The 24,471-nt window shown below is 56.3% G+C and carries 27 protein-coding genes; 2 read left to right on the forward strand and 25 right to left on the reverse strand.

Going from position 1 to position 24,471, the window contains the following annotated elements; genetic code table 11:
• The 24 genes from Q8N04_12705 to rplU all read right to left on the reverse strand — a co-directional run.
• The coding region (locus Q8N04_12705; protein ID MDP3091533.1) for an IS630 family transposase at nucleotides 1-142 on the reverse strand (142 nt) is incomplete at its 3' end.
• Nucleotides 143-185: 43 nt separating this feature from the next.
• Nucleotides 186-2,888 carry a DEAD/DEAH box helicase family protein gene (locus tag Q8N04_12710; protein MDP3091534.1) on the reverse strand — a complete coding sequence of 901 codons (2,703 nt, stop codon included), beginning with the start codon at nucleotides 2,886-2,888 and terminating at the stop codon, nucleotides 186-188.
• 76 nt (nucleotides 2,889-2,964) lie between these two features.
• Complete coding sequence (locus Q8N04_12715) at nucleotides 2,965-3,258, reverse strand: nucleotidyltransferase family protein (GenBank protein MDP3091535.1); 294 nt, start codon at nucleotides 3,256-3,258, stop codon at nucleotides 2,965-2,967.
• Between the two features lie 197 nt (nucleotides 3,259-3,455).
• A complete protein-coding gene (locus Q8N04_12720; GenBank protein MDP3091536.1) occupies nucleotides 3,456-3,650 on the reverse strand; it encodes a DUF2283 domain-containing protein in 195 nt (64 codons plus the stop codon).
• The gene (locus Q8N04_12725) at nucleotides 3,647-3,904 is read right to left on the reverse strand and encodes a DUF4258 domain-containing protein (GenBank protein MDP3091537.1); all 258 of its coding nucleotides are present in this window, start codon (nucleotides 3,902-3,904) and stop codon (nucleotides 3,647-3,649) included. The genes Q8N04_12720 and Q8N04_12725 overlap by 4 nt, the downstream gene beginning before the upstream one ends.
• Complete coding sequence (locus Q8N04_12730) at nucleotides 3,901-5,538, reverse strand: site-specific DNA-methyltransferase (protein ID MDP3091538.1); 1,638 nt, start codon at nucleotides 5,536-5,538, stop codon at nucleotides 3,901-3,903. The genes Q8N04_12725 and Q8N04_12730 overlap by 4 nt, the downstream gene beginning before the upstream one ends.
• A 36-nt stretch (nucleotides 5,539-5,574) precedes the next feature.
• A complete protein-coding gene (locus Q8N04_12735) occupies nucleotides 5,575-8,196 on the reverse strand; it encodes a S8 family peptidase (GenBank protein ID MDP3091539.1) in 2,622 nt (873 codons plus the stop codon).
• Between the two features lie 12 nt (nucleotides 8,197-8,208).
• Nucleotides 8,209-9,180: an ATP-binding protein gene (locus Q8N04_12740; protein ID MDP3091540.1), complete on the reverse strand. Its 972-nt coding sequence runs from the start codon at nucleotides 9,178-9,180 to the stop codon at nucleotides 8,209-8,211.
• 120 nt (nucleotides 9,181-9,300) lie between these two features.
• Nucleotides 9,301-9,648 carry a hypothetical protein gene (locus Q8N04_12745; protein MDP3091541.1) on the reverse strand — a complete coding sequence of 116 codons (348 nt, stop codon included), beginning with the start codon at nucleotides 9,646-9,648 and terminating at the stop codon, nucleotides 9,301-9,303.
• Entirely contained in the window at nucleotides 9,645-10,520 is an 876-nt protein-coding gene (gene dinD / locus Q8N04_12750; protein ID MDP3091542.1) for a DNA damage-inducible protein D, read from the reverse strand. Before dinD ends, Q8N04_12745 begins: the two co-directional genes overlap by 4 nt.
• A gap of 163 nt (nucleotides 10,521-10,683) precedes the next feature.
• Nucleotides 10,684-10,848: a hypothetical protein gene (locus tag Q8N04_12755; protein ID MDP3091543.1), complete on the reverse strand. Its 165-nt coding sequence runs from the start codon at nucleotides 10,846-10,848 to the stop codon at nucleotides 10,684-10,686.
• Nucleotides 10,849-11,211: 363 nt separating this feature from the next.
• Nucleotides 11,212-11,349: a hypothetical protein gene (locus tag Q8N04_12760; GenBank protein ID MDP3091544.1), complete on the reverse strand. Its 138-nt coding sequence runs from the start codon at nucleotides 11,347-11,349 to the stop codon at nucleotides 11,212-11,214.
• Nucleotides 11,346-11,519, reverse strand: coding sequence for a hypothetical protein (locus tag Q8N04_12765; GenBank protein ID MDP3091545.1), 174 nt, complete (start codon nucleotides 11,517-11,519; stop codon nucleotides 11,346-11,348). The genes Q8N04_12760 and Q8N04_12765 overlap by 4 nt, the downstream gene beginning before the upstream one ends.
• Nucleotides 11,519-11,761, reverse strand: coding sequence for a hypothetical protein (locus Q8N04_12770; GenBank protein ID MDP3091546.1), 243 nt, complete (start codon nucleotides 11,759-11,761; stop codon nucleotides 11,519-11,521). The genes Q8N04_12765 and Q8N04_12770 overlap by 1 nt, the downstream gene beginning before the upstream one ends.
• The gene (locus Q8N04_12775) at nucleotides 11,758-14,889 is read right to left on the reverse strand and encodes an SNF2-related protein (GenBank protein ID MDP3091547.1); all 3,132 of its coding nucleotides are present in this window, start codon (nucleotides 14,887-14,889) and stop codon (nucleotides 11,758-11,760) included. Before Q8N04_12775 ends, Q8N04_12770 begins: the two co-directional genes overlap by 4 nt.
• A 610-nt stretch (nucleotides 14,890-15,499) precedes the next feature.
• Nucleotides 15,500-15,784 carry a hypothetical protein gene (locus Q8N04_12780; protein ID MDP3091548.1) on the reverse strand — a complete coding sequence of 95 codons (285 nt, stop codon included), beginning with the start codon at nucleotides 15,782-15,784 and terminating at the stop codon, nucleotides 15,500-15,502.
• A gap of 41 nt (nucleotides 15,785-15,825) precedes the next feature.
• Nucleotides 15,826-16,821, reverse strand: a complete 996-nt coding sequence (gene bioB, locus Q8N04_12785; GenBank protein MDP3091549.1) for a biotin synthase BioB — start codon at nucleotides 16,819-16,821, stop codon at nucleotides 15,826-15,828.
• Nucleotides 16,822-16,899: 78 nt separating this feature from the next.
• On the reverse strand, nucleotides 16,900-18,300 hold the full coding sequence (locus Q8N04_12790) for a tetratricopeptide repeat protein (protein ID MDP3091550.1): 1,401 nt from the start codon (nucleotides 18,298-18,300) through the stop codon (nucleotides 16,900-16,902).
• Between the two features lie 3 nt (nucleotides 18,301-18,303).
• Nucleotides 18,304-18,693, reverse strand: coding sequence for a ribosome silencing factor (gene rsfS, locus Q8N04_12795; protein ID MDP3091551.1), 390 nt, complete (start codon nucleotides 18,691-18,693; stop codon nucleotides 18,304-18,306).
• Nucleotides 18,694-18,721: 28 nt separating this feature from the next.
• The gene (nadD, locus tag Q8N04_12800; protein MDP3091552.1) at nucleotides 18,722-19,462 is read right to left on the reverse strand and encodes a nicotinate-nucleotide adenylyltransferase; all 741 of its coding nucleotides are present in this window, start codon (nucleotides 19,460-19,462) and stop codon (nucleotides 18,722-18,724) included.
• 16 nt (nucleotides 19,463-19,478) lie between these two features.
• The gene (proB, locus tag Q8N04_12805) at nucleotides 19,479-20,600 is read right to left on the reverse strand and encodes a glutamate 5-kinase (GenBank protein MDP3091553.1); all 1,122 of its coding nucleotides are present in this window, start codon (nucleotides 20,598-20,600) and stop codon (nucleotides 19,479-19,481) included.
• Entirely contained in the window at nucleotides 20,582-21,607 is a 1,026-nt protein-coding gene (gene obgE, locus Q8N04_12810) for a GTPase ObgE (protein MDP3091554.1), read from the reverse strand. Before obgE ends, proB begins: the two co-directional genes overlap by 19 nt.
• Nucleotides 21,608-21,709: 102 nt before the next feature.
• Entirely contained in the window at nucleotides 21,710-21,973 is a 264-nt protein-coding gene (gene rpmA, locus Q8N04_12815) for a 50S ribosomal protein L27 (protein ID MDP3091555.1), read from the reverse strand.
• 24 nt (nucleotides 21,974-21,997) lie between these two features.
• The gene (gene rplU, locus Q8N04_12820; protein ID MDP3091556.1) at nucleotides 21,998-22,312 is read right to left on the reverse strand and encodes a 50S ribosomal protein L21; all 315 of its coding nucleotides are present in this window, start codon (nucleotides 22,310-22,312) and stop codon (nucleotides 21,998-22,000) included.
• Nucleotides 22,313-22,547: 235 nt separating this feature from the next.
• On the opposite strand from rplU, the gene Q8N04_12825 reads away from it, so the two are divergent.
• Both Q8N04_12825 and Q8N04_12830 read left to right on the forward strand, forming a co-directional pair.
• The gene (locus Q8N04_12825) at nucleotides 22,548-22,892 is read left to right on the forward strand and encodes a PilZ domain-containing protein (GenBank protein MDP3091557.1); all 345 of its coding nucleotides are present in this window, start codon (nucleotides 22,548-22,550) and stop codon (nucleotides 22,890-22,892) included.
• Nucleotides 22,893-23,034: 142 nt separating this feature from the next.
• Complete coding sequence (locus Q8N04_12830) at nucleotides 23,035-23,949, forward strand: branched-chain amino acid transaminase (GenBank protein MDP3091558.1); 915 nt, start codon at nucleotides 23,035-23,037, stop codon at nucleotides 23,947-23,949.
• 170 nt (nucleotides 23,950-24,119) lie between these two features.
• Here Q8N04_12830 and secG read toward each other — a convergent pair whose 3' ends face one another.
• Entirely contained in the window at nucleotides 24,120-24,470 is a 351-nt protein-coding gene (gene secG, locus Q8N04_12835; GenBank protein MDP3091559.1) for a preprotein translocase subunit SecG, read from the reverse strand.
• Between the last annotated feature and the right edge of the window lies 1 nt (nucleotide 24,471).

Genomic DNA, 24,471 nt, shown 5'->3' on the forward strand with positions numbered 1-24,471 from the left:
TCTGCCCCTCGGCACAGGTCAGAATAATCCGGGCCCGTTGCGCCAACGCCTGAGCGGGTTTCGGGCGGCGCGTCCACTGCTGCAAGGTCTCTCGTTCAGTTGTCGTCAAGGTCAGCGGAGCTGTCGGTCGTCCCGTTCGCATGGCGTCCTCCCTTCGATACCTGAGGACACCAGCGAGGCACAACTTATTCCACGGACTTCAGAGACAGGACACTAGCTGCGAACTGAGAAACTAACCCCGCCAGCGTCATGTTCTGGTCGACCATGTCGTGGGGGATGAGCATGTATTTCCATGGTTTTCCGCCGTTGCTGAGGGCGTGGGTCGTGGCGCGGGTGCACCAGGTGACGGCTGCCTCTTTCTTGGCAAGCACTTCTGGCGTGGTCATTTCATTCTTGGCTTTGGGTTCGAGCATGTAGATGCAATCTGCTGCTTCGGCTACAAAATCAGGCTGGTAGTCATGTTCCGAGACTCCCTGCTTATAGGAAATCTGGAATTGCCCAGAGGCCGGTCGGAACCACTTCTGTGAGTCTCGGTCCAGGATAATGGCCAGCCGTCGCTCGGTGTCGGAGTCAAACTTTTGCACGGAATACAGACCTCTCTGAAATCCACCAAAGAGCATCTGTGCGATCCGGCTCCGATCTTCGACAGTTTGACGAAAGTCCTGGATCGGTTCACCGTCTCTCGCCGTATAAGCGCTAGGCTTCAGATCTGTGAACCCTTTACTGACCACCACATCGTAGCCTATGGCCTTCTCCCACTGATGCGCCTGCATTTGTGCATGGACGAACGCGGCCAGCTGCTTCTGATGGTAGATGAGGACGTTCCTCGCCTCCTCTTCGGAGAGATATGAGCGAAGGTGTCTGACCAGTTGGCCAGCGAGGTCATACAGCAGGTCAGAGTGTTCGTCGTAGCTGATGTCATCAAGATCAACGAGTCCTCGGACCAAGTAATCTTCGAGCCGTTGCTCAGGCTGCATCCGCGCACCACAACTCAACGTCGCCTGTTCGTGAGTCCGAAGAATTTGGATCAGCAGGTCCCGTTCGACCGGCTGGTAGTGGATGTTCGCGCAATCCAAGGTAAAAGCATGAAACCCGGTGGTCACCTCACCCCTTGGCACAACTAGAATTCTTGGGATATCGATCGATTGCCGCACGACAAGCTGAGCCGTCTTGGCGACAACCTCTGCAATACTGGGGACAGCGGCCATGCCAGGTAGGGCCTGCTGACTTGGAGTTAAGGACTGTTTTACTTCTTCGACAATCTTCGCCTGAATCTCTGGCTTTAATAGGTCATTCGAGGAAGGCAGGTTCTCGTATTTTTGAATGATCTTGTACGCCGCCTGCGCAATCCCTCGCTCCGCTTCTCCCGCAAAAATGGGAGTAGTTTGCGGCGGCCCATCAGCAGGACCAGTCAGGGAGGCTCCGTGCAACTGTTCCTCGATCTTTGATTGAGCGACCACCGTTCGCATCTTTTGAAGATCATTCACCGGGTCCAAAAACACCTGGGCTAGACGGATCATGGAGTCGGGTTTGTTGGCCTCATCGATGATTTCTTGGAAACGGTCATGGGCCACAATGTTCAGGCGATCTACGGTGCTCACCTCAGTTCGCTTGCCATAGGGAAGCCGGAGACCGCGTCCGATGGATTGCTCAATGAGGGTTCGCGCGTTGGCTGCGCGGAGTGGAACGATCGTGTAGAGATTCGTCACGTCCCAACCTTCCTTCAGCATGTTCACGTGAATCACAATCTCGGTCGGCTCATCTGGGCTTTCGACGGCAAGAAGACGTTGAACCATCTCGTCTTCTTCCGCGCCCGTCTTACTGGAGTCCACCTGAATCACCTTGTCTCTGTATCGGCCTTCGAAAAATTCAGGTGACTGAATCAGTTTCATCAGCTGTCCCGCATGCGTCGTCTCGCGGGCGATAATGAGCATGAAGGGCTTCACTACTCGCTGCCCTGTCTGCCTTGCGTAGGTTTCCAGCTCCACCTTGGTGTTCTCGTGAAGACGCACGCCATCCTCCAGCTTGATCTGCTCAAGCTGAGCGGCATTGAACTGACTCGGGTTGAAATTCTTCTGCGTGACCACGGCAGGCTCTTTGACAAACCCATCGGCCATCGCCTTAGCCAACGAATAGTCATAGATCACGTTCTTGAACGGCACCGGGCCTTGGGTGGACTCCACGAACGGCGTAGCTGTGAGTTCCAGCCCGAGCACAGGTTTCAGTTCGTTGATGGCCCGCACACCGGCTGACGCCCGGTAGCGGTGGGATTCGTCCATGAGCAAAACAAGATCATCAAGGCCTGCCAAATATTCAAAATAGCTCTGGCCGATGTATTCAGACAGGCGCTTGATCCGTGGCGCTTTGCCGCCGCGGACCTCCGAGTTGATCTTCGAAATATTGAAGATGTTGATGTGGACCTCTTGCCCAAACCCAGGCAAAGGCGTGTGGCGAGCCGCGACACCGGACTCGTAGTTGTCTCCCGTGATAATCGTTGGCGGTTCGGTTGCAAACTCGGCGATTCCGGCAAAAACGTACTTTGATGTGTTCGGCGTAAAGTCGGTGATCAGCTTGTTGTAAATAGTCAGGTTCGGCGCCAAGACAAAAAAGTGATTGATGCCATGGGCAAGGTGAAGATAGCTAATGAACGCGCCCATGAGCCGGGTCTTGCCGACACCGGTGGCCAAGGCAAAGCAGAGAGAGGGGAATTCCCGCTCAAAGTCCGTGACGGTCGGGAACTCACTTTTGATCGCCGCCAGCGCAGCTGCGAGGTCCGCTCCCTTCTTCGGCGGGACAATCTCCGTGATCCGATCAAGAATCTCCAGCGAGTGCCGCTGCGGAGGTCGCAGGCTCAGGCGTCCGGCAATGGCATTCACGTGGCGGTTCATGCTGATGTGGCTCCAAGACGCGCAGGTGCCTTACTGGGACCGATCCCTAAACTGGTGGAGGACCTGCTCAGTCCAATTACGCGACACGAACCATGTCCTTCTCAATGAGAGGACGCATGCGCGGTTTCAGGGCGTCCTCTGTGACAAGATCGACGGCAGTTCCGAGCAGGGCCTCGAGATAGGCCTTCAGGTCCATGTACCGGTTGAACGTGGCAGCGTCCTGAAATTCCACCAGGATGTCCACGTCGCTGTCGCTTCGCATGTCATCCCGGGCGGCCGACCCGAACAGGCCCAGCTTCTTCACGCCAAACCTGACGAGAATGTCTTCTCGTCGGCCGGCCAACAGAGACAAGATTCGCTCTTTGTTCATGCTTGATCCTCCAGCTCACTCATTGCTCGTAATCCCTGGGGTCCGTCTCCCGGCGTGCAAAATGATGAAGTCGATGCCTGGACCGGCTCCCGGCTAAATGAGTGATACAGTTCAAGTTCGCCGCAGGAGCAGTACCAATCGTGGTCACCTCGTGATCGTTCCGAATCACTGCATGATCACCGCTTCGGAGAGGCCAACTAGGCAACCGCGTATTCGACGGATTTGGGATTCTGCACCCGCTTCGAGGCGTTGAGGATTTCCATGCCTACGATGTTCCCGTCCTTGTCATAGTCCAGAATAACACCGGGCTTGTCCTGGTCGCTCTCCTCGACCGGGGCATCACTGAATTCAATCGTGAGCACGTCCACTTCTTCGTCATATTTCACTTTCATGGCTTCCTCCAATATTTGCTGATCTTGCTGGTGCGGTAGACCGTCACCACGACAGGGGGATTCACCGTGTCGTTGACCATCGCCCGCAAGAGATAGCGCTTTCCACCGATCTCCACGCGCGACTGGTAGCATGTGATATTGTCCACCTCGGGCACCTTCTGTTCCGGCGCACGCAACACGTCCTCCAAGAGCGATCGCGACAGTTTACGCTTTTCCAGCTCTTCCAGCACATGCTTCGAGTAGTGAAACGTCATCGTCGTGGGTTCCCCTCGGCAAAGTCGAGTCCCTGTTGGCCAGCGGGGGCCGGAGCCTTCGGCAAATTCTCGATCTTGAGACTGTAATCGTCATGGCCCCATTCGCAGCGGGTGAGCACGGTCTTGGGAATCTTCTTGATCGTGAGATTGGGATACTTATCGGGCTTACCGCGGAAGGCCGAACACATCACCAAAAGAGAGCGCTCTTCGCCGACTTCGTCGCTCAGCGCCTGCAATTGGTCGTGACTCAGATTCTGCGTGGTGACATAGATGAAATCGCGCTCTGTGGAATGGCCATGTTGCCAATAGACAGCATCGCTTGGGTCATAGGTGAAGCCCTCCAGCTTGCAGACCGCTTGAGCGAGCATGGCGGGATTGTAGGCCTTATTGATGACCCAGTTGCCCCATTTGTCCTTCTCCAGCAACGACGGCGCAAGGTGGTAGTAACGGAATCCACCGCCACCTTTCCATCCAACTGCTTCCGTGATACCGCCCTTGTCCTCATCATCAATGACCTTCTTGAGCCGGGGAATAATGTGCGTGTGGCAATGCTCGCCTAGTTCCACCATGATCCAGCGCCGCCCCATCTTGTGCGCCACTGCGCCTGTCGTACCGGAACCACCAAAGGAGTCGAGGACCAACTCTCCACGATTAGTTGCAATCGTAAGAATGCGTTGCATCAATCTTTCTGGTTTTGGCGTGTCAAAAGCATCTATCTTTCCGAATAAGGCGTGAATTTCTTTCTTTGCCTCGTCAGTGTGCCCGACTTCATCACTTGGCCACCAAGTCCAGGGAACCAATCCTTCTACTTCAGAGAGGTAGCGGATGATATTGGGCTGTGAGTTGCCATCCTTGCCAAACCACACACGCCCCTCAGATCGAAGCCTTTCGAAAGTTTTCTGGGAAAGCCCCCAACACCGACCTTCAGGAGGCCTGTGTGCTTTCCCCCCAGGTGCAATAATTTCGTAGAATTGCTCAGAGGTAGCATGTCCCTCTTGAGCAGTCATAGGGATAGGGCGCCACCGACCTTTGGGATCCTTATTTGAGTTTTTATATACCTTTGCCTGGTCTTCGGTTAGGGGGACTTTATTCCGCCGTTCTTTGAATCCTGGCGGGTCCTTAGCGTAAACAATGACATACTCATGGACGTCACCAATGGCCTCCCGATTTTCTCTGGAGTAGCGCTTTTGCCAAACATTCTGCGCTATAAACTTGTCACGACCTGCAACTTCATCCATTAGGACCCTAAGGTACGGCATTTCATCATCATCAATTGAGATCCACAAAGTCCCATCTTGACTGAGAAGGGTCCAGAGAAGTTCCAATCTAGATCGCATCAACGTGAGCCATGTTGAATGCTCTAATCCGTCATCGTAATGTGTAAAAGCAGAACCCGTGTTGTAGGGCGGATCAATGTAGATGCACTTGATCTTGCCAGTAAACTCCTGCTCAAGTGCCTTGAGCGCCAACAGGTTATCGCCGAAGATAAGTCGGTTATCAAAAATGTCATGGTCGGTGACCCGGTGCGCTGCATGGTGGGACTTCTCGCGGTCCCCCAACAAGATACGCGGCTCCAGCTTCGGCCGGTTCTCCTTCCCAATCCAGGTTAGCTCAAGCTTTGTCTTGCTGGCCATTGCTCTTCCGTCAATTTCAAAATATCAGTCGCATGTTTACCGATTTGCACGCCCAGCTCGGACTATGGGACGGACACGTGCCGCCTCACGGATGCCCTCCAGCGCAACTTTCATTTGCTCGTATACACTTACCGCGAGTGGGCTAGCAGTCTCCAAAGTTACCGCGATACCGTATGGAATCGACTCGGCAAGCGTGCTCCCCGCTTCCAATCGACAATTGACCTGTATGGGAGCGGTGTCGCCTTGGGCTATGGGCACAGCCTGCTCGCCTTCCAGAATTTCGTGTTGGACGGTGCCGCGGGTGGCAGCGTTATGATCGACGTCGCGTCGTTTCAATTGCAGTTGTTCTACTGGAGGGTCGAACCACAGATCGGCGATCCGGTAGGAACGGTGACGTGTGTTGATCGGTGTGAGCCACGCCAGGCTAATGGTCATCCGTCGACCAACACGCTGCGCGCTCAGAGCCGATGGAAGCGGGACTCGATAGACATGTGCTTCGCCGGTATTAAGACGGCCACAACCGAGCATGATGACGCGTTGGTCTGTACACACGCTGCCGCGAACCCAGTCAGCTTGGCCATATCCCAGAAACTGTGCACAGGCACGCTTCACACGATTCCAACGCGCAGTGCCATTGTCTCGCTCATTCAAGGCAGCATCAATCACGGACTGAAGGTCGCTCCAAGAAGCTCCATGAACAAGTAGAGCCTTTAGCAGAACCGAGATCAGCTCATCCGAAAGGGTGTCGCCTCCGGGTTCGGCACGAAGCGCGTTGATTTGTTCATACAATTGGGCCGCCCGGCGAGCGGTCAGAGCCGTAGCATTGCTGGTCCCACAGGCTCGCGTGGTGTGGTTAGGTGGGATCGCTGTTCCCCCAGGAGCGGCCACCTGCTGACCCAGCTGAGTTTGGTTTTGCGGTATTTTGAGCAAGGCGGGGTCAGAGCCGCCACTCATTATCTGTGGAACATAGTGTTGTCGACCACCGGCAACGAGGATGTCCGGCTTAATGGAACGACGAAACCCGCTAGCCACAGAAGAAATAGGGCTGCAATAGGTGGCATTGCGGAGAGGGTCGACAATAGTTGGCGTTGGGCTATTAGGCCCTAGGTCCGCGTGTACAGCTCCCACGGTAAGCGCATTGATGGACTCTGACGGAGCAAGCAGGCGTCTTTCTATGCGATTACGTGCCATAGCGCGAAATGTTTGTGCACGCAGATTCTCGTCGGAAAGGGTCGCTAACTGCGCTGCAGGTACCTCAAGAGCAATATCCTCGTAATGGTTACCTGCACTGACGATGAATACGACTTGGTATTTCCAGGCAAGCCAGTCCAGCAAGCGAGCCCAAGGACTCATCTCACGATCGAAGAGCTGATTGGCGTCTCCGATGCTGAAATTGATCGCCTTAACTGTCGGCGCCACCGCAGGCGTTACCCCATCACCTTCGAATATCCGCCGCACTGCACGAAAGGTTAGGTCGACTGGCAGACTTCCTTCTGGCAACTGCTCCCATCGGATGTTATAGATGTCAGGGCGACCGGGATGCATGATTGGACGTGCATAGACTGGGCGTTGCAGCGCACCATCGTTCGCATCCAGTTCTCCGTGAACGATTAGGGAGGCCATCGCGGTACCGTGACGCTGCTCACCAGCATTGTATCGAGTAGAAAACTCATCTGGATCGTCTATGATTAGTCGATCTTGTAGCGTCGCATGGTTTTCGAGCGGGAGACCATCTAATAGACCTACAACGGGATCACCTTGGGGAATGGGTTGTTGGCGAAAGCTTCCCGGCACCGACTCGGCCGGATGGGCGATGGCAACTTGTCCCATTGAACAGAAATACTTGATGTCTGTCAGACGCAGAAGTTTTGTGTCCTGGCCTGCATTGAGTGCATCAATAGTAGCCTGGACCTGAGACGCAGGCAGATCGACGAGTACACCATGGTAGTCGATCTCTGGAATTGCAGATTGAGTAATACACTGACCACGAACTTCCCGAACAACATTCTGGAGCCGTCCATAAGCCTCAGCTCGCTTTCCAGCCGATTGACGGCACCATAACTCAACTTCAAAACGGATCGTTGCTCTATTTTCGGCAAGGCATTCATTCCACCATTCAAGAGTATGGCGCTCTTGCAGACGGTCCCTCACGCTCCATGGGCGCACATCGTTCAGGTATTTGAAGATCGAGGCTAACGTCCCAAAGTTACGTGGTAGCTTTTCATCCCTTGACCGACACCAGATTCTCCATAGCTGGACGATTTCGGTTAATTTTGCTTGGTTACTCATAACAATGAACAAGCGTCCAGGCAGTGGTGTCACGGAGGCACTCTGTTCAAAGAAGGCTGGAGATGGCTCAGCAATATCAACTTCAAAGTCCCCAAGCCATTCCATTCCTCCGATTCGCCGAACGACATTCTGGAAATCTGAAACGGACCCTGCAACTTCGAATACGACGACCTGCTCTGGGTCAAGGCCAGCCGTGTCTGCGCGGACTATTCCAAAACTCTGGGAGAGAGCTTGAAAACGAGAAGCAAGCCGTCTCTTCTGCTGCGCCTGGGTTGGACGTCGCGGAGGTGGTGGTGGAAATGCCGATGATAAGACCTGCCTGGCAGCAACAGTCGCGGCGGGAAATATAAGGATTGGTTTATCGGGCATGCAGCCCCTATTTTAACGAGACTCGGAACATGCCCGGGACTTCCAAGCGGATAGCCGTTCCTGAGCGATTTTCTGAACATTACCGTTAGGAATCGTGAGAACGTAACGGCGAGCGAGGTCTCGCACGAAGTCCTCGATATCTGAATAACTCGCGCCGCGAAATGATTTCGAAAAACTACCAGGTCGCAGACCGCGTGCGAATTCCAATTGAGCAAACAAGCGATTGAGGAACACGGTTACTTGTTCCTGTGTAGGACGAGGTAACTCCAGGCGAAGCTGAAACCGACGCCAAACGGCGCGGTCTAACAGCTCCCGATGGTTCGTAGCCGTTACAACGACAACGTGTGGGGGCAAACTGTCGATCTGCAGCAAGAGCGCACTGACCACACGTTTGATTTCTCCTGTTTCGTGTTCATCACCGCGTTCTTTCCCCAGGGTCTCGAATTCGTCAAAAAATAGGACGCAGGCTCGTTGTCTGGCATAGTCAAAAACTTTTCGCAGGCGAGTCGCTGTTTCGCCCAAATAACTTCCGATAATACCTTCGTATCGGATCGATAGCATGGGTACCATAAGCTCATGTGCAAGAGACTCTGCCAAAGATGTTTTGCCATTTCCGGGTGGCCCGACTAAGAGCACTCGATGTCTCGGTGAAAGGCCAAAAGACCGTAGAAGGTCAGCACGTCGATGCTCCTCTATCAGAGAGCGACACTCTTTGGCCACTATCGGCGGCAAAATAAGACTATCAAACTCACGTTCGGGGGAAGCCTCATAGACCAAGTCTCCAACTGGAGATGTAGAAGAACTGATGGGCTTGGGCTGACCATGAGCACCGTTGGCATAAGCAGCAGTCAGTTGATCTGCAAGCATAGTGTGTTTCTTGGCTCGCTCTTCTGCAATTAGGGCTTCAACAGCCTGACGGAAACGTGGATTAGAGGTGTCTTTCCCTGTCTTTATTAGGGAAATCAAAAGATCAGATCTTGCCATATCGAGACTACTTTCTGAAGAGCCGCCAGTCCCTCTAACTCCACAAGGGATATCTAATTGATAGCGCATCCTATCATGAAGAAGGCATCGTCCTCGACGGGTTTCTCAGACCTCGTTGGATCAATGCCGTATCGCAGGTAATACAATTTGAAGTCGCCCTAAATTCCATCGCACGCCGAACAGTATTTCCTGGCCGACTCGCTGTTGCAGTTTCCCCTCAATCTCGTTGATTAGTTGTTCGCGCCGACGGTCGATCTCGTCTTGAGCATCGAACAGGGCCCGGCGGCGTTTGCCTTGTTCGACCTCGCGTGCACCTTGAAGCGAGCCGGTATCGAAGAGGTCGTGCTCAGTGACTCGATGCGAAGCGTGATGGGACTTCTCGCGGTCCTCCAGCAGGATGCGCGGCTCCAGCTTCGGCCGGTTCTCTTTCCCAATCCAGGTGAGTTCGAGTTTGGTTCTTTGGGTCACCCTTTTCCCTCGTGACCGACCAGCCCCTGAGCATCTTTATCGTCCAGCTCTAGTTTAGGCGGTGTACTTTTGACTCGCTTCTCGACCTGAGCAATGTGCTCAGCGGGATTTATCTTTTCTGGGAGAGTGCCGCCAATGCGTTTGATGGCCTCCCTTACTTCTTTGCCGACCTGTTCGTGGGTTTGGATGGCGACGTGCTGACTGCCGACACCCTCTCTTGCCAGTTTATCGCGTGTTTGTGTCATCCTGAATTGATTGGCTGCCAGTTCCGTGCTGTCCATTCGGTCCATCAGTTGCTCATTCTTAGGGATGCCCTTGTGCTTTTTAATCGCCTCATTTCCCAGTCCACCATAGAGTCCTTTATAGCCTGCATCATGAAACACACCGAACATCTTATCCTGCACACCGGCATTACGGGCGGCCCCCGACAATGCTTTAAACTCCTCGGAGGTGTGCTTCCGCAGCTCCAATCTTTCCAGGTCTCTGGCTAGCCCATCGGACAGTTCCTGACGGCGTGTTTGGACGGCAAAGTATTTCTGAGCAAAGGCGATCTCCGGCTTGCGTGGGTCGCCGTTTTGGGCAATCAGGTAACAGGCAAATCGGGAAAGGTGAAAGTCGGGAACTTCCCTCGCACTCCTCGATCCAATCGTCACCATTTTGCCGGCGCCGGCAAAATGGTTGGCAGGCTCATTTCCCGATTGTTTACACGAGGCTATCGCTCTCGTGATCGCATCCTCGAAACGTCTCCATTGGCTATAGCCGAGCAGCGGCTGAAGATCGCGAGCGCTCCAATACTCGGCTCCATGCTCATTCAGTAGTTTCAGGCTCTCAAAAGACTTGCCACCTAGAACAGGCAGATTCTCTTCCGTCATGACGGCTCTCCTTTTTCCAGCCCATGTTCCACTTCCTTGTCATCGACATATTGGATCGCCCCAGCAGGCTGGTTTTCCTTTCATCGGTTCTTCTTCTTTTTGAAACCTGGTTCTCATTCCTCGGGAATGATGTCGCCCAGAACCTCCGGGTCACCGAGCAGTTTCACCAGCCGAGATCCTTGCGAATCTGTTTGAACGCCCGCGCAACCGGCACCCCTGTTCGTACCCCTCGCCGCCATGCGGAGAATCGGCGTTCAGCCAACGCTTCCCGATCCTTGATCGGCAAACGAATGGCTTCGCGCTCGATCTCAAGTAATTTTTGACTCATTGCTCGTTCCTCCGTGTTAATCAATACCGTAAAGACGACACGGGTGTCGAACAGGTCGTGGCCTGCCTGTGCGTGTCCGCACGCAGACAGGCCGGTTCTCTGAGTCGTTCATCTAGACTGGAAGCAAAATCGACGTAACCCACGGGGTCAAGGACGAAATCGTCGCGACTATCCCCATGGGCCAAGTGCCATCCGGTTAGCATAATTTCTGGACGGCAGAGCTGTTGGAACAGTCTGTTGTGAGCCATGAGACTTTAATTACTCCTGCCATCATCGGGAGGCGTTGCATCCGCAACGGCTTTTGCTTCTGCCAAGGTCAGCACGTACTTCTGTACTGGCTGTCGGGACCCCAGGATTCGAAGATCATGTCAGCGTCCACCGGATGGAGAACAGCATCGTCTGCGAGACGCGTTGTTGCAGCTTTCCCTCAGTCTCGCTGATCAGCTGCTCGCGCCGGCGATCGACCTCGTCCTGTGCATCGAACAGGGCTAGCCTTCTCATGCCCGCTTCTTCTTCAGCGCCTTCATGCCTTTTTCGGTCAGCCGATACTTCTGCAACCTGCTGTTCGGTTTGTCGGGGATGGTCAATTCGAGCAGCCCCGCTTCGATCAGTGGCTTGATGAGGCCGTTGCGGAACTTGGTGCGGTTTTGCCGCCCGAGGGCCTCCATCATCACAAGCAACGGTTGCGCTTTACGGCAGAGCCGCAGGGCTTCCACTTGGTCCCGACTTGATCCCTGGGCTCGGCCCCGGCCCCCGGGATGATCGGCGCCCGGAACGTCACCACGAGGGATCCTCCCCAGTCGTCGAACGTGGGTGGGGCGATGCCATAGCGCTTGAACTCCAACGTCGGCCCTTCCCTCTGCTTGAGAAGTCGGTTCAGTTCCTTGGAGTCTGCCGGTGCTTTGGAGTTCATTTCACTGTCCATCGAACGGTAAAGAGGCGCTCAGAGCTTACCTTTTGTTGCAGCTTCCCCTCAATCTCATTGATCAGCTGCTCTCGCCGACGATCGATCTCGTCTTGGGCATCGAACAGGGCCCTGCGGCGCTTGCTTCGTTCGGCTTCGATCGCCTTGATCTGCTTTTGTCCGTCGAGCTTCTCTTCCAAGGTGAGCGCTGCCACGGCCGCCCTTCGGGCTTCCTTGATCTGCCGGTCAAATTCCTTAATCTCTCGTTCTAAGCCCACTTTCAAGTCATCGGCCCAGGCATCCAGTTTGTCGGCTTCAATCTCGAAGAATTCCGCATTGCGTTGCGAGATGTGGCGGCGGATAGCGTCCTGACGTTCTTCCGTCCGCTTACGGAGAGTCGGAGGCTCAACAGATGAGCTTCCCGGCAGAGTGACTGTGGCAGGCAGAGAGAACAGCCGGCGGACAGCTTCCTCATCCAACACCTCGCCGCCTGCCTGCCGCGCCCGACCAGTCTCAATTTCACCCTTGAGCCACTTCCGTCCAAAGCCTGTCTTGAGCCATCGTTCTCGCTCCACCGCCTCTGCCCGTGATTGATACTCTTCGTAGTGAGCAATGCGAATAGGCTTATGGCAAGCCGTCCAGGCTGCACCCCTTCCGGAACTGTGCTCCTCCCAACGTCGCGGCAGGTCGTCCGTCTGACCAATATAGTGACTTCCGTCATCGCATTCGACCGCGTAGACAAAAAAGAGGCCTGAGCGCGGCGCAGGCAGGTCGTCGGTCACTCCCGTAGAGATCAGATAGTCCTCGGCTTGATCCAACGCCTCCACGGTAAACAGCGAGAGGGTCAGCACACCAGACTTACCGACGAGTGGTTCGACCACGCTAACTTTGCCGTCATGTTTGCCATACTCGAAGGTCAGTTCTGCTGGGTTGAGCTGGCGGGTCTTTGCCTGCTCCAGCACATGCTCTGCCAGTGGATGTGCCAAGCGGTAGAGATGTGCTTCTCCAGTTCGACGAGGTAGTTCGTAGAGCCCCAGCGGGATCTCTCCTTTGAACGGACAGGAGCTGAGTCGGAACGAGGTGTCCGAAAGAAAGTCGGCGTGATCGCGCAGCTCAAAGCGAGTGAGTTGCATCAGGATGCGCTCATATCGATTCAAGTACAGCCGTGAGCTTTCGTCGCTCACGCGTAGCTTTTCTCGTACCTCATCATCGAAGTGTTCGAACAGGAGCTGGCGCGCGCGAGTCATGGCTTCGTCGATTTGGGTGCCAAGCTCTCCCTGGAGCTGTTCAAATGAGGTCCTGATCTCCTGTGGTGTCCGGCACCGTTGATAGATGTCGTTAATCCGCTTTTCAAAATCCACGCCGGACTCAATCGCTCCCAGCACTTCGTCACTGGCCCCGAAGACTCCTTCAAACAACAGGAATTTCTCAGAGAGCAGCCGAAAGACGTGCTGATCGGCCTCGTTATTCTGATTGAGGAAGTTCACCACGACGACGTCGTGCTTTTGTCCGTACCGGTGGCAGCGGCCGATGCGTTGTTCGATGCGCTGGGGATTCCACGGCAGATCATAATTCACGACCAGCGAGCAGAACTGGAGATTGATCCCCTCGGCTCCGGCTTCGGTGGCGATCATGATTTTCCCCTGGTCCTTGAAGTAGTCCACGAGAGCTGAGCGCAGGTCAGCCGAACGCGATCCGGTGATCCGATCCGTTCCCTGATGGTTCTGGAGCCATTCTTGGTAAATTTCCTTCGATCTCGGGTCGTTGTTCGAACCGTTAAAGAGGACGACATGGTCTTTCCACGGACTGTCGGCAAGCACTCGGAGGAGATATTCCTGTGTGCGCCTGGATTCTGTGAAGATAATGGCTTTCTGCGCCGCTCCCAATTCTTTTGCCTTGCCAAAGGCAGTGCGCAGAGCGGTGAGGAGGGCTTGCCCCTTCGCATTGTGGGTGATCGACACGGCGAGCTTCTGAAACCCTTCGAGGTCGTCAATTTCTTGTTGGATCGCTTTGCGGTCGGCTTGAGTGAGCGCTTCAGGCGCAGCCGCCTCTTCTTCCCACTCTTCCGCCATCTCGTCCAGAGCTTCGAAGTCTTCTTCCAGGGCTTCTTCAAGGGGGTTCGGCCCTTCGGCAAGACGAAGGCGTTCGCGAAGGCGCTGGCTCATTGAATGAAGCGCTCCGGCGATCGCAAACGAAGACGAGGCCAAAAGCTTCCGGAGGACAAGGGTCATCAGGGACCGTTGGCTCGACGGGAGGGCCTGCAGATTGTCCCGACGGAGATAGTCGGACACTAAATGATAGAGCCGATCTTCATTTTCCGCAGGCGTAAAAGGCTGCATCATGGGTAAGCGCTTGGTATAGCGCACATAGGGCAACACCTGACGGCGAAGCGTCCGCTTACAGATCGGCTGCAGACGGGCTTTCAGGATATCGAAGGTCGGCTTGTTGTGCAGATTGGCGAATTGCTCTCGAAAGCTTTTGAGATCGCCGAAGATGCGGTCGTCCACCACACTGACCAGCCCATACAATTCGAGCAACGAGTTCTGCAGCGGCGTGGCGGTAAGCAGGAGCTTGGGTGCGTCTTTGAGCGCCTGCTTTATTGTGTTAGCGATGATGTTGCCCGGCTTGTAGACGTTCCGCAAGCGGTGAGCTTCGTCGATGACAACCAGGTCCCAACGCATGAGGCTGATCTCTGCCGCTTTGGTGCGGGCGAACTGATAGGAACAGATGATTACGTCGTCGCACTCGAACGGACGGACATGCCCCTGACGCACGGTGGCGTTGTAGGACTTCGTTTCCAAGATGCGGCAGGGCAAGAAGAACTTTTCCTGAAGCTCTTGGTGCCATTGCTTGCGGAGATTTGAAGGCGTGATGACCAGGACGCGGCGCTTCGGCTCAGCCCATATCTGTGAAAGCACGAGACCAGCTTCGATAGTTTTTCCCAGACCAACTTCGTCTGCAAGGAGAGCCCCTTTCGAGAGAGGCGATCGGAATGCGAAGAGCGCAGCCTCGATTTGATGTGGGTTGAGGTCTACCTGTGCATCCACTAACGCGCTTGCGAGCTTTTCGATGCTATCGGATGGACAACGTTTCGTGAGTTCGTGGGCGAAATACTTGGTGTGGTAAGAAGTTAGCATTGCGATCGCAGAATACCTTGTTATTGCCAGGAAATCACCCCGCCTTTGGGGGGTCAGGGGGTATCGCTGAAGGCAATCCGGCAGGGTGGGAAACAACACGCGAAGGTGGCGCAAGTGCGGGTAGTGAGCGGGGCGGGCCAAAGTCGCAACATTGAAGTCTATGGAGTCACTGATCTGCGAGGAGAAACGGTCCTGGATTCTTTGCCACGACCTTGCCGTTTTTTCACACGTAGATCGGTGTGCCATGCATCCGGGCGGTCTTCCTTGCCACCTTGGCGGCTCTTCGGAGTGCCCGTCCGACGGCTTGTGAAAAGGCGCTCGGAGATTGTTTCTTAGGCGATCGCTTGTTGATGTTTGCTCCTCGGTATGGAGATGGCTCGCTACCGATATACCTCGTCATGTGTTCCGATGTCGAGGAGGACGATCTCTTTCTTGGTCACTCTCAAGGTAAAGCGTGATGCGATGCGAATGAGTCAGGCTGGCGGCATGCAGCCCTTCCAGTTCGCCTTTGAGCGCGTGAAGTCGGAGGTGTGGCTGAAATGGATCGGCTTCTAGGCTTCTAAGGACTTTAGCCAGGGGCTTCTTTAGTTCGGGGTGGCCAGCGCGTACATCAGGATTCGAGTTCAAGCGCATCGATGAGTGTTTTGGTAGAGATGCGACGAATGCGCCCTTCCTTGAGGTCTGTCAAGGATCGTTTGATTCGGGTCACGTATGACTTGCGATATCGCTCGGTCAATTCCTGGTACTGCGCTTCGGCCAGGATGGCGTAGGTGGGCTCGTTGTCCTTAAGGACATGGACCGGCCCACGCTTCAGCGCGTTGTCGATGACAGAGAGTCCTCGACGCCTGATTTCGGTGGCTGGAATGGTTTTTCGTACCGCGTTGGATGATCGCATGGCGTTATGCTCGCCGAAGCGATGAAAGACTACAAGATCGATCAGCTCGCCACCGGCTGCTGGTAGTCCACTTCGATCTTGAAGCCCAGATCTTCGATCATGCCCCAGACTTCTGGTGCTGGGGAGCCTGGTGTCGTCAGGTAGTTATTCACGAAGACCGAGTCGGCCGGGTAGAGGGAGAGGGGTTGGAGGCTGCGGAGGTTGTGCTCACGTCCGCCGGCGATGCGGAGTTCCGTGCGCGGATGCAGAAAGCGGAACAGGCAGAGGACTTTGAGGCAGCGCTGCGGCGTGAGGGCGGCGATGTTCTCCAACGGCGTGCCTTCTACCGGATTGAGCATGTTCAAGGGAATCGAGTCGGGTTTCACGTCGCGCAGGGCGTCGGCCAGATCGATGAGATCCTCGTTGCTTTCCCCCATGCCGACGATCCCGCCCGAGCAGATTTCCAATCCGGCCGCGCGTGCGTTCTTGATAGTCGAAAGGCGGTCCTGGAACGTATGTGTGGTGCAAATCGACTCGTGGAAGGCCTCACTGGTGTTCAGATTGTGGTTCACGCGGTCGACGCCGGCGGCTTTCAGCCGCTTGGCCTGCTCATCGCTCATCAAGCCGAGCGAGCAGCAGATCTGAATCGGGATTTCCTGTTTGATCGACCGGACGGCTCCGGCGATTTCATCGATTTCACGATCCAACGGGCTGCGTCCGCTGATGACGATGCAATAGCGCTGGGCCTTCGAGGCGGCAGCTTCGCGCGCGCCTTGGATCATCTGTTTCTGCGGGAGCAGATTGTAGCGTTCGATCGGCGCGTTTGAGACGGCGGATTGCGAGCAATAGTGGCAGTCTTCCATGCAGGCGCCGCTCTTGGCGTTCTGCAGCATCTGCAGGCGGACGGTGCGGCCGAAGTATTTCGAGCGGACTTGAAAGGCGGCATGCAGCAAGGCGAGGAGGTCGTCATCCGGTGCGTCCAACACGGACAGCGATTCCGCTCTCGTGAGGGGCTCGTCGGTGAGCGCTTTGTTCGCCAGTTGCATGTAATCGGTCATGACAGACACCTTTCAGTCGTGCGTGCAGAAAACGGGTTTGATCGATACGGGTTGTACGAGATCGGGACGGAAGAAAACCTACACGGTTTCAAACGGAGAAGCAATGCCCTGGTAGGGGACGGTGCGGGCGGAAGATGGAGCACTCTCTGCGCCTGCGGCCGGCTGGCCGGCTTCGAGCCAGGGGAGGGCTGTGAGGGTATTCCAGCGGGCGCAGCGGCGGCAGCGGCCCGACCATTCCAATGATTCCTGCTGGCACTGGGTACAGATGTACGGCACGATGACGCGCTTCTTGAAGCTGAGCGCTTTCTTAAGTTCGACGATGGCCTGCTCGAAGTGCTGCTTGCGCAGGTACAGGTTGGCCATGATCTTGTGGTAGTCGAGCAAATGGTCCTGCGGCCCTTCGATCGTGGAGAGTACGTCGAACGCCTCGTCGACCATTTCAAGCCGATAGTAGAGTTTCCCCAGATAGAACTGCAGCACGGGATTCTGGGGGTCTTGCTGCAGGGCTTCCTGGTACACGCGGATGATCTCGCTGGGCTCGCCTTGCTCCAGGAACAGTTCTTCTAAACGATGGAGGATGATGACGCTTCTGGTCCGGCTGTAGACCTTCTTCAAGATTTCTACCGCGTCCTTCGTCTTGCCTTCATGGATCAGGATTTCCCCGATGCCGATGTAGGCCGGCAGGAAGCTCCGTTCTTTCTTGATAGCGCCGCGGAAATACCGGCGGGCCTTGTCGGGGTGCCCTCGCTCCAGCAGCTGGCGGCCGACTTCGTACATGCAGCCGACGAGGAGATCCGCTTCGGCCTGCTTTTCCGATTCAGGCAGATTCGCTTTTAACAGGCGGTGTTGAATTTCCAGCGCATCGCTCCACTTTTCCAGGCGGATGAGCAGGTCGCGTTTGCGGATCAAGGCGGTCAGGTTATCCGGTTCGATCTTGAGAATCTTCTGCAAGGCCTGCAGCGCGTCTTCATAGCGCTTGGCGCCTTCCAGATCTTTCCCCAGCTCCAGCAGGACTTCGATGTTTCGATCGTCGACGCGATGGGCATGCTGGTGCAGCCGGATGGCTTCGGCGTAGTTGAGTTCGGAGCGGTAGATATTGCCCAGCCACAGCAGGGAGTCCACGCGATTGGGATCCATCGCCAGCGCTTTCTCAAAGAGGCTCATGGCCTCGACCGTGCGCTTGGACATGAAGGCGTGGGTGCCTTCGCGGTGCAGGGCGTCCACTTTTTCTTTCCGTCGCGCCAGGCGGCTGCTTTGCCAGGTGATGATGGCATGCGCAGTTTGCTGTAAGCCCACCACGAAGGTCACGACCACGGCGCCGATGGCCATGGAAATGAGCACCAGCGTCACCGGGCTCAGTTCAAATTCCACGGCAGAGCTCGTGCGGACCATCACCATGCCGGGGTTCAGCTCACGGAAATAGCTATAGATGAAGACGCCGGCGCTGATGAGGAAGATGGTGAGCAGCAGTCTGAACATGGTCTAGACCGATTTTCGTGCTTTGGGTGTCCTGACGATAATGCGCCGTTTTGGTGCGACAGGCTTTTCGGGCTTCTCTTCCGGCTTCTCTTCCGGAATGCTCAGTGGCTTCGCATCGCTCCAGAGACGCTCCAGCGCGTAGTGCTCGCGGGCGTCCTGCCGAAAGATATGCGCGACGACGTCGCCGAAATCCATCAAGACCCACTGGCCTGATGTGGTGCCTTCGACGCTGAGGGGCCGGTCTCCCTGGCCGGTCAGGACGTCGCTGACATGGTCTGCAATGGCGCGTGTCTGCCGATCTGATTCCGCTGACCCGATGACGAGGTAGTCTGCTACCGAGGTTAACGGACCGACGTGCAGGATCTGGACATCCAGGGCCTTCTTGTCGAGCATCGCTCGACCGATTTCAATAGCTGTGACCTTAGATGTGCGTGCGATGCTGATCCTCCCGATATAACTGTTGGCGAAGTATATAAGATTCCACAGGGGGCGGCAACAAATTTGCCAGCATTGTCCCGCGCTGAATGCGGTGTCTGATGTCGGAGGCAGAAATGGGAGAGGGCGGAAGCGGCAAGCAAATGATCGTCTGTCCGGACGGGAGCGGCAGGTCAAGCCGATCGAGTGCCCCGGTATCCAACGCCGCCAGCTGGTTGGGGCTGACGTGTCGAAGGAAGGGCAGAGCGGTCAAGCTCTGGAACGACTGACCCGGCCGGGAGATGACCACGAACGAGCAGGCCGCCAGCAGCGCATCGGGCTCTCGCCAACTGGCTAGGTCGAGGAACGCATCCAGGCCGATCAGGAAATACAGCCTGGTTCTCGATCCGTACCGGCGCTGAAGTTCACGGACGGTATCGATCGAGTAGGATTTCCCCTGGCGTGAGATTTCGATATCGGAGAGCTCGAATCCTGGCGTGTCGGCGATGGCGAGACGCACCATTTCATATCGGTGATGGGCCGGGGCGAGGGCGCTGTCTTGCTTGTGCGGAGGATCGCCCGTCGGAATGAACAGCGTCCGGTCGAGGGCCAGAATCTCATACGCTTTCCGGGCGATGGCCAGATGGCCATTATGAATGGGGTTGAAGCTGCCGCCGAAGAGGCCGAGGCGTCGTGGGTGTGAATTTTGAGCGTCGGGTACTGAGGGGGCAGAATCGGGGGCAATCATGGCTCAGCACTCGCGCCTATAAGATGACGAGATTGTCGCGATGGATCACTTCGTCATATTCCTGTGGGCCGATCTGTTGCTGGATGTCCTGAGTCTTCAGTCCTTTCATGCGGCCCAGCAGGTCGGAGGAGAAATTCACGAGACCTCTGGCAAACTCTTTTCCGTCCTGATCGATGCAGCTGATCGGATCGCCTGAGTCGAATTGCCCGGTGACCTCAATGATTCCTGACGCGAGCAGACTCTTTCCACGCAGGGTCAGGGCTTCGACGGCTCCCTGATCGACCCGGATGTGTCCGCGCGGACGAAGGGTAAAGGCGATCCAATGCTTGCGGCTGTTCAGGCGGCGTTCCTTTGCGAGGAAGAGGCTCCCGCCGGGCTCCCCTTTCAAGACTCTGGGGAGCAAGCCGGGCTGTTGGCCGTTGACGATCAATGTGGCGACGCCGTATTCACCGACCTTCTTGGCCGCGCGTACTTTCGTGGCCATGCCTCCGGTCCCCTCGAAGGTGCTGGAAGCGCCGGCTTTGCGTTCGACTTCTTCGGTGATATCCGGAATGAGCGGAATCAGCGTCGCGTCGGGATTCTTGCGCGGATCATCCGTGAACATGCCGTCGACGTCCGACAAGATGACGAGCAGGTCGGCATCGACCAGCTGCGCGACTTGCGCGGCGAGCGTATCGTTGTCACCGACGCGGATTTCTTCGACGGCGACGGTATCGTTTTCGTTGATGATCGGCAGCACGCCGAAGCCGATCAGGGCCGTGAGAGTGTAGCGGGCGTTGAGAAATCGGCGGCGGTCGGCGAGGTCCTCGTGAGTCAGCAAAATCTGGGCGACTTGAATGCCGAGCGGCTCAAACGCTTTTTCATAGGCCCACATCAGCCGGCTCTGTCCGACGGCGGCGGCGGCCTGCTTGATGGGGAGACTCTTCGGATATTCTTTGAGTTGCAGCTTTTTGATCCCGGAAATAATGGCGCCGGACGAAACGACAAGGACCTCTCGCCCGTCTGCGCGTAAGGCGGCGATTTCGCCGGCCAATCGCTCGATCTGCTCGGGGCGCAACCCGGTCTCTCGAGAGGCGATCAGGCTGCTCCCGACTTTCACGACGATGCGTGTGGCTTGTTTTAGGAGTTCGTCTCGCACGGCGTCGTCCTCAGGGACTCGACTTGTTTCCCGACATACGCGATGAGTTCGGTGAGCCCTTCCCGGGTGGCGGCCGACACGGGAAAACACTTGTACTTGCGCTTCTTGCAGTAGGCCTGGAGCTGGCTCAGGCGGTCGGACGTTCCGCTGATATCAATTTTGGTGGCCACGATCGCGCAGGGGCGGTGGTTCAGCGATTCGTCGTAGGCATCCAATTCCTGCCGCATGACCTCCAGGCTCTGGACCGGTTCATCCGGGGCCCATTCGGACACATCCACGAGGTGGAGAATCATCGCGGTGCGTTCAATGTGCCGGAGAAACTGAAAGCCGAGCCCCTTGCCTTCGGAGGCGCCCTCGATCAACCCGGGAATATCGGCGACGACAAAGCTGCGGTCTGTCCCCCAGCGGACGACGCCGAGGTTCGGAATCAGTGTCGTAAAGGGATAGTCGGCGATCTTTGGACGCGCAGATGAAATGGCCGCGATGAGGGTCGATTTCCCGGCGTTCGGAAAGCCGACGAGTCCGACGTCTGCCAAGAGCTTCAGCTCGAGGCGGAGGTGCTTTTCTTCGCCCTCGGTGCCGTGTTCAAAGTGGGTCGGTACACGATTCGTGGGAGTGGCGAAGTGGCTATTGCCGCGTCCGCCACGTCCGCCATGGGCAATGACGACGCTCTCTCCGTTGGCGACCAGGTCGGCTAGGACTTCGCCGGTCTCCTGATCGTAAATTACGGTGCCGACGGGGAGTGCGACGGTGACGGGCTTGCCGCGGCGTCCGCTGCAATGGGAGGCGCCGCCGTGCCGTCCGTCTTCGGCTTCGTAATGTTTCTGATAGCGGAGGTCGAGCAGGGTCGTGAGTCGATGTGAGGCGGTGAAGATGACGTCGCCGCCGTTTCCGCCGTCGCCGCCGTCAGGCCCGCCGCGTGGGACAAACATTTCGCGACGGAAACTGCCCGAGCCGTCTCCGCCTCGCCCGGCTTTTACAAAGACCTTTACTTCATCGACAAACATGGCATGTCCCCGTTCAGAGTCGAGAGTATACCTGACCCTGCCCCCGATAGGGGAGGGTCAGGGTGGTTTTGAGCCGAGTAGTGAGCGCGAAAGAAAAGAGAGTTAGGCTTTGACAGGGGCAGGGTAGACGCTGACTTTCCGTCGGTCTTCTCCACCTTCGAACTTCACAACGCCGGTCACTCGCGCGAACAATGTGTGATCCCGTCCGAGATCGACATTAAACCCGGGGAAAAACTTGGTTCCACGTTGACGGACGATGATGCTGCCGGCCTTGACGGTTTCGCCGCCATAGGCCTTGACGCCCAAATACTGTGGGTTACTGTCCCGTCCGTTCCGTGACGATCCGCCGCCTTTGTTTGTTGCCATGGCAGGTCCTTCTCAATAAAGTGCTTATGCCGTTGCAATGCCGGTGATGCGCAGGCTCGTAAAGCCCTGACGATGCCCGCGGGTACGCCGGTAGTTTTTGCGTCGCTTCTTCTTGAACACGGTGATCGAGCGGGTGCGTCCGTGCCGGACGATTTCCGCTGTGACTTTCGCGCCCTTCACCAGAGGTTGTCCGATGACCACCCCGCCGTCTCCGTGCACGAGCCGGACTTGGTCGAGCTCAATCGTTGATCCCACATCGCCTTCAAGTGTGGCCACTTGCAACAGTGACCCAGACTCGACTCGATACTGTTTCCCGCCCGTTTCAATAATCGCGTACATGTCCTATATCTCCTCCAAAGCAGAACGGCTCATATAACAGAGGGGTGATCCGAGTGTCAAGCGAATGACCGGGACTTCCCTCAGAACCCGTCCATTGTTGTGACTGGTGCAGGTTCCTTCCTACCCTCTTTTGGGGGCTAGGAGGGCGTGAGTCATTGGCAGTACTCTGAGACTCCCCCAAACAGCCGTGCGACCGGCTATGTATACCAGATTTTTACCCGGCGAGGTGAGCGACATGCCCCAAGCGACGCGATTTGTGATTCGAACGTACCATCGTATTCCGGTCCGGTGTCTCCTCTATTACATGGGGGGAGAGTTTCTCGGGAAGGGGACGGTGGTGAATATGTCGAGGAATGGGATGCGTGTCCTGGGTGATCATCAGGTGGTGCCCGGCATGGAGCTCGTCCTGCGTCTCTCGCTTCCTGATAAAGACGAGCCTGTGGAGATTCAGCGCGTGGTGGTCCGATGGGTTCGCGGTCTGCTCTTCGGAGCCAAGATTGTGACGCTGGCTCCGGATGGTGAGGAGCGGGTGGGAAGCTTCTTGAGCGCCAGACTGCGGTCTTACTGCGCTTCGTCCTAGTCTTTCTTTCCGCGAGAAGGTACTTCCCCGAACAATGCCAACGAGGAGGCTGGGGCTTGCTTGACCCCTATCAAGGCCCAGGCTATAGTTTGCGCTCGTTTTCGCCGCCAGTGGGGATTCGTTTACAGAGGAGAGTTCGTCGATGTTAGAGCCTGTTGACAAGATCTGGATGGACGGCAAGTTGGTTCCGTGGGCTGAGGCCAATGTCCATATTCTGACGCATTCCCTGCACTATGGATTGGCCGCATTCGAGGGAATCCGTTGCTACAAAGGTAAATCGGGGTCTGCGATCTTCCGGCTTCAGGAGCATGTCGACCGGCTGTTTGATTCTGCGCATATCGGGATGATGGAGATGCCCTACGATCGCAAACAGATTGCCGAGGCGATTGTGGAGACCGTACGGGCGAACCGCTTGGATGCCTGCTACATTCGGCCCTTGGTCTACATCGGCTATGGGGCGATGGGCGTGCATCCCGGCAACAACCCGATCAGGGTGGCGGTGGCCGCCTGGCGGTGGGGGGCCTATCTCGGTGACGAGGCGTTGGCCAACGGGATGCGTGCGCGGGTGTCGTCCTTCACCCGGCATCATGTGAACGTGTCGATGACGCGGGGAAAAATTTCCGGGTACTATGTGAATTCAATCCTGGCGAAGCGCGAGGCCAAAGCGGATGGGTACGATGAAGCCATCATGCTCGATCCCGAGGGATACGTGGCCGAAGGCACGGGAGAAAATATCTTTATCGTGCGTCGCGGGAAAATCAAAACCACCCCCTTAACGTCCATTCTCGAAGGCATTACGCGAAACTCGATTATCGACATGGCGCGGGAACGGAATATCCCTGTGACGGAAGAGCGGTTTACCCGCGACGAAATGTATTTGGCCGACGAAGTATTCGTCACCGGCACGGCGGCTGAACTGACACCGGTGCGGGAGATAGACAATCGACGAATCGGAACGGGCAAGCCCGGTCCCATTACCCTCGCGTTGCAGAAGGCCTTCTTTGCCATCGTACGCGGGGAGGATCCTGCGCACGAATCCTGGATTACCCGCATCTGACAATTCTGTCGAGCTCTGCACAGTCGATAGCTCGATCCATTGGGCTTCTCTGAACATTGATCTGGGGCAGAGTCTCGGTATAATCGCAACGTAGTGAGGCCCGCCTGCGAGTCTTCGCAGGCGGGCCTCACTCTATCGATGGAACGTTGTAATTGCGTAAAGAGGTTGGATCAATGCGCGGCTGCCGGAGCATCCCCCGCCGGATGCGATTCTGTCGCGGGGGCCGGAGGAGCCGCAGGGGCGGACGAAGTTTCTTTCGGCTTGAGATCGATCACGGTTGACGCAAAGTTCCGCTGCTTGGCGAGAATGGCCAAACTAAAGGATGTCAGCATAAAGACCGCGGCGACGCCGACGGTCAATTTGCTCAAGAAGTTCGCGGGGCCACGGCTTCCGAAGACGGTCTGACTTGAGCCGCCGAAAGACGCCCCGATTTCCGCTCCCTTTCCCGACTGCAGCAAAATTGCGCCGATCATCAGGAAGCAGACAAACACATGAAGAATGACTACCAGCGTATACAACATG

The sequence above is a fragment of the Nitrospira sp. genome, from assembly GCA_030692565.1.
GTDB lineage: Bacteria > Nitrospirota > Nitrospiria > Nitrospirales > Nitrospiraceae > Nitrospira_D.

What these genes read in the sequence shown, in the direction of transcription:
- Q8N04_12710 (MDP3091534.1), bottom strand. Translation starts at nt 2,888, where the DNA reads ATGAACCGCCACGTGAATGCCATTGCCGGACGCCTGAGCCTGCGACCT.
- Q8N04_12715 (MDP3091535.1), bottom strand. Translation starts at nt 3,258, where the DNA reads ATGAACAAAGAGCGAATCTTGTCTCTGTTGGCCGGCCGACGAGAAGAC.
- Q8N04_12720 (MDP3091536.1), bottom strand. Translation starts at nt 3,650, where the DNA reads ATGAAAGTGAAATATGACGAAGAAGTGGACGTGCTCACGATTGAATTC.
- Q8N04_12725 (MDP3091537.1), bottom strand. Translation starts at nt 3,904, where the DNA reads ATGACGTTTCACTACTCGAAGCATGTGCTGGAAGAGCTGGAAAAGCGT.
- Q8N04_12730 (MDP3091538.1), bottom strand. Translation starts at nt 5,538, where the DNA reads ATGGCCAGCAAGACAAAGCTTGAGCTAACCTGGATTGGGAAGGAGAAC.
- Q8N04_12735 (MDP3091539.1), bottom strand. Translation starts at nt 8,196, where the DNA reads ATGCCCGATAAACCAATCCTTATATTTCCCGCCGCGACTGTTGCTGCC.
- Q8N04_12740 (MDP3091540.1), bottom strand. Translation starts at nt 9,180, where the DNA reads ATGGCAAGATCTGATCTTTTGATTTCCCTAATAAAGACAGGGAAAGAC.
- dinD (MDP3091542.1), bottom strand. Translation starts at nt 10,520, where the DNA reads ATGACGGAAGAGAATCTGCCTGTTCTAGGTGGCAAGTCTTTTGAGAGC.
- Q8N04_12755 (MDP3091543.1), bottom strand. Translation starts at nt 10,848, where the DNA reads ATGAGTCAAAAATTACTTGAGATCGAGCGCGAAGCCATTCGTTTGCCG.
- Q8N04_12760 (MDP3091544.1), bottom strand. Translation starts at nt 11,349, where the DNA reads ATGAGAAGGCTAGCCCTGTTCGATGCACAGGACGAGGTCGATCGCCGG.
- Q8N04_12765 (MDP3091545.1), bottom strand. Translation starts at nt 11,519, where the DNA reads ATGATGGAGGCCCTCGGGCGGCAAAACCGCACCAAGTTCCGCAACGGC.
- Q8N04_12770 (MDP3091546.1), bottom strand. Translation starts at nt 11,761, where the DNA reads ATGAACTCCAAAGCACCGGCAGACTCCAAGGAACTGAACCGACTTCTC.
- Q8N04_12775 (MDP3091547.1), bottom strand. Translation starts at nt 14,889, where the DNA reads ATGCTAACTTCTTACCACACCAAGTATTTCGCCCACGAACTCACGAAA.
- Q8N04_12780 (MDP3091548.1), bottom strand. Translation starts at nt 15,784, where the DNA reads ATGCGATCATCCAACGCGGTACGAAAAACCATTCCAGCCACCGAAATC.
- bioB (MDP3091549.1), bottom strand. Translation starts at nt 16,821, where the DNA reads ATGACCGATTACATGCAACTGGCGAACAAAGCGCTCACCGACGAGCCC.
- Q8N04_12790 (MDP3091550.1), bottom strand. Translation starts at nt 18,300, where the DNA reads ATGTTCAGACTGCTGCTCACCATCTTCCTCATCAGCGCCGGCGTCTTC.
- rsfS (MDP3091551.1), bottom strand. Translation starts at nt 18,693, where the DNA reads ATGCTCGACAAGAAGGCCCTGGATGTCCAGATCCTGCACGTCGGTCCG.
- nadD (MDP3091552.1), bottom strand. Translation starts at nt 19,462, where the DNA reads ATGATTGCCCCCGATTCTGCCCCCTCAGTACCCGACGCTCAAAATTCA.
- obgE (MDP3091554.1), bottom strand. Translation starts at nt 21,607, where the DNA reads ATGTTTGTCGATGAAGTAAAGGTCTTTGTAAAAGCCGGGCGAGGCGGA.
- rpmA (MDP3091555.1), bottom strand. Translation starts at nt 21,973, where the DNA reads ATGGCAACAAACAAAGGCGGCGGATCGTCACGGAACGGACGGGACAGT.
- rplU (MDP3091556.1), bottom strand. Translation starts at nt 22,312, where the DNA reads ATGTACGCGATTATTGAAACGGGCGGGAAACAGTATCGAGTCGAGTCT.
- Q8N04_12825 (MDP3091557.1), top strand. Translation starts at nt 22,548, where the DNA reads ATGCCCCAAGCGACGCGATTTGTGATTCGAACGTACCATCGTATTCCG.
- Q8N04_12830 (MDP3091558.1), top strand. Translation starts at nt 23,035, where the DNA reads ATGTTAGAGCCTGTTGACAAGATCTGGATGGACGGCAAGTTGGTTCCG.
- secG (MDP3091559.1), bottom strand. Translation starts at nt 24,470, where the DNA reads ATGTTGTATACGCTGGTAGTCATTCTTCATGTGTTTGTCTGCTTCCTG.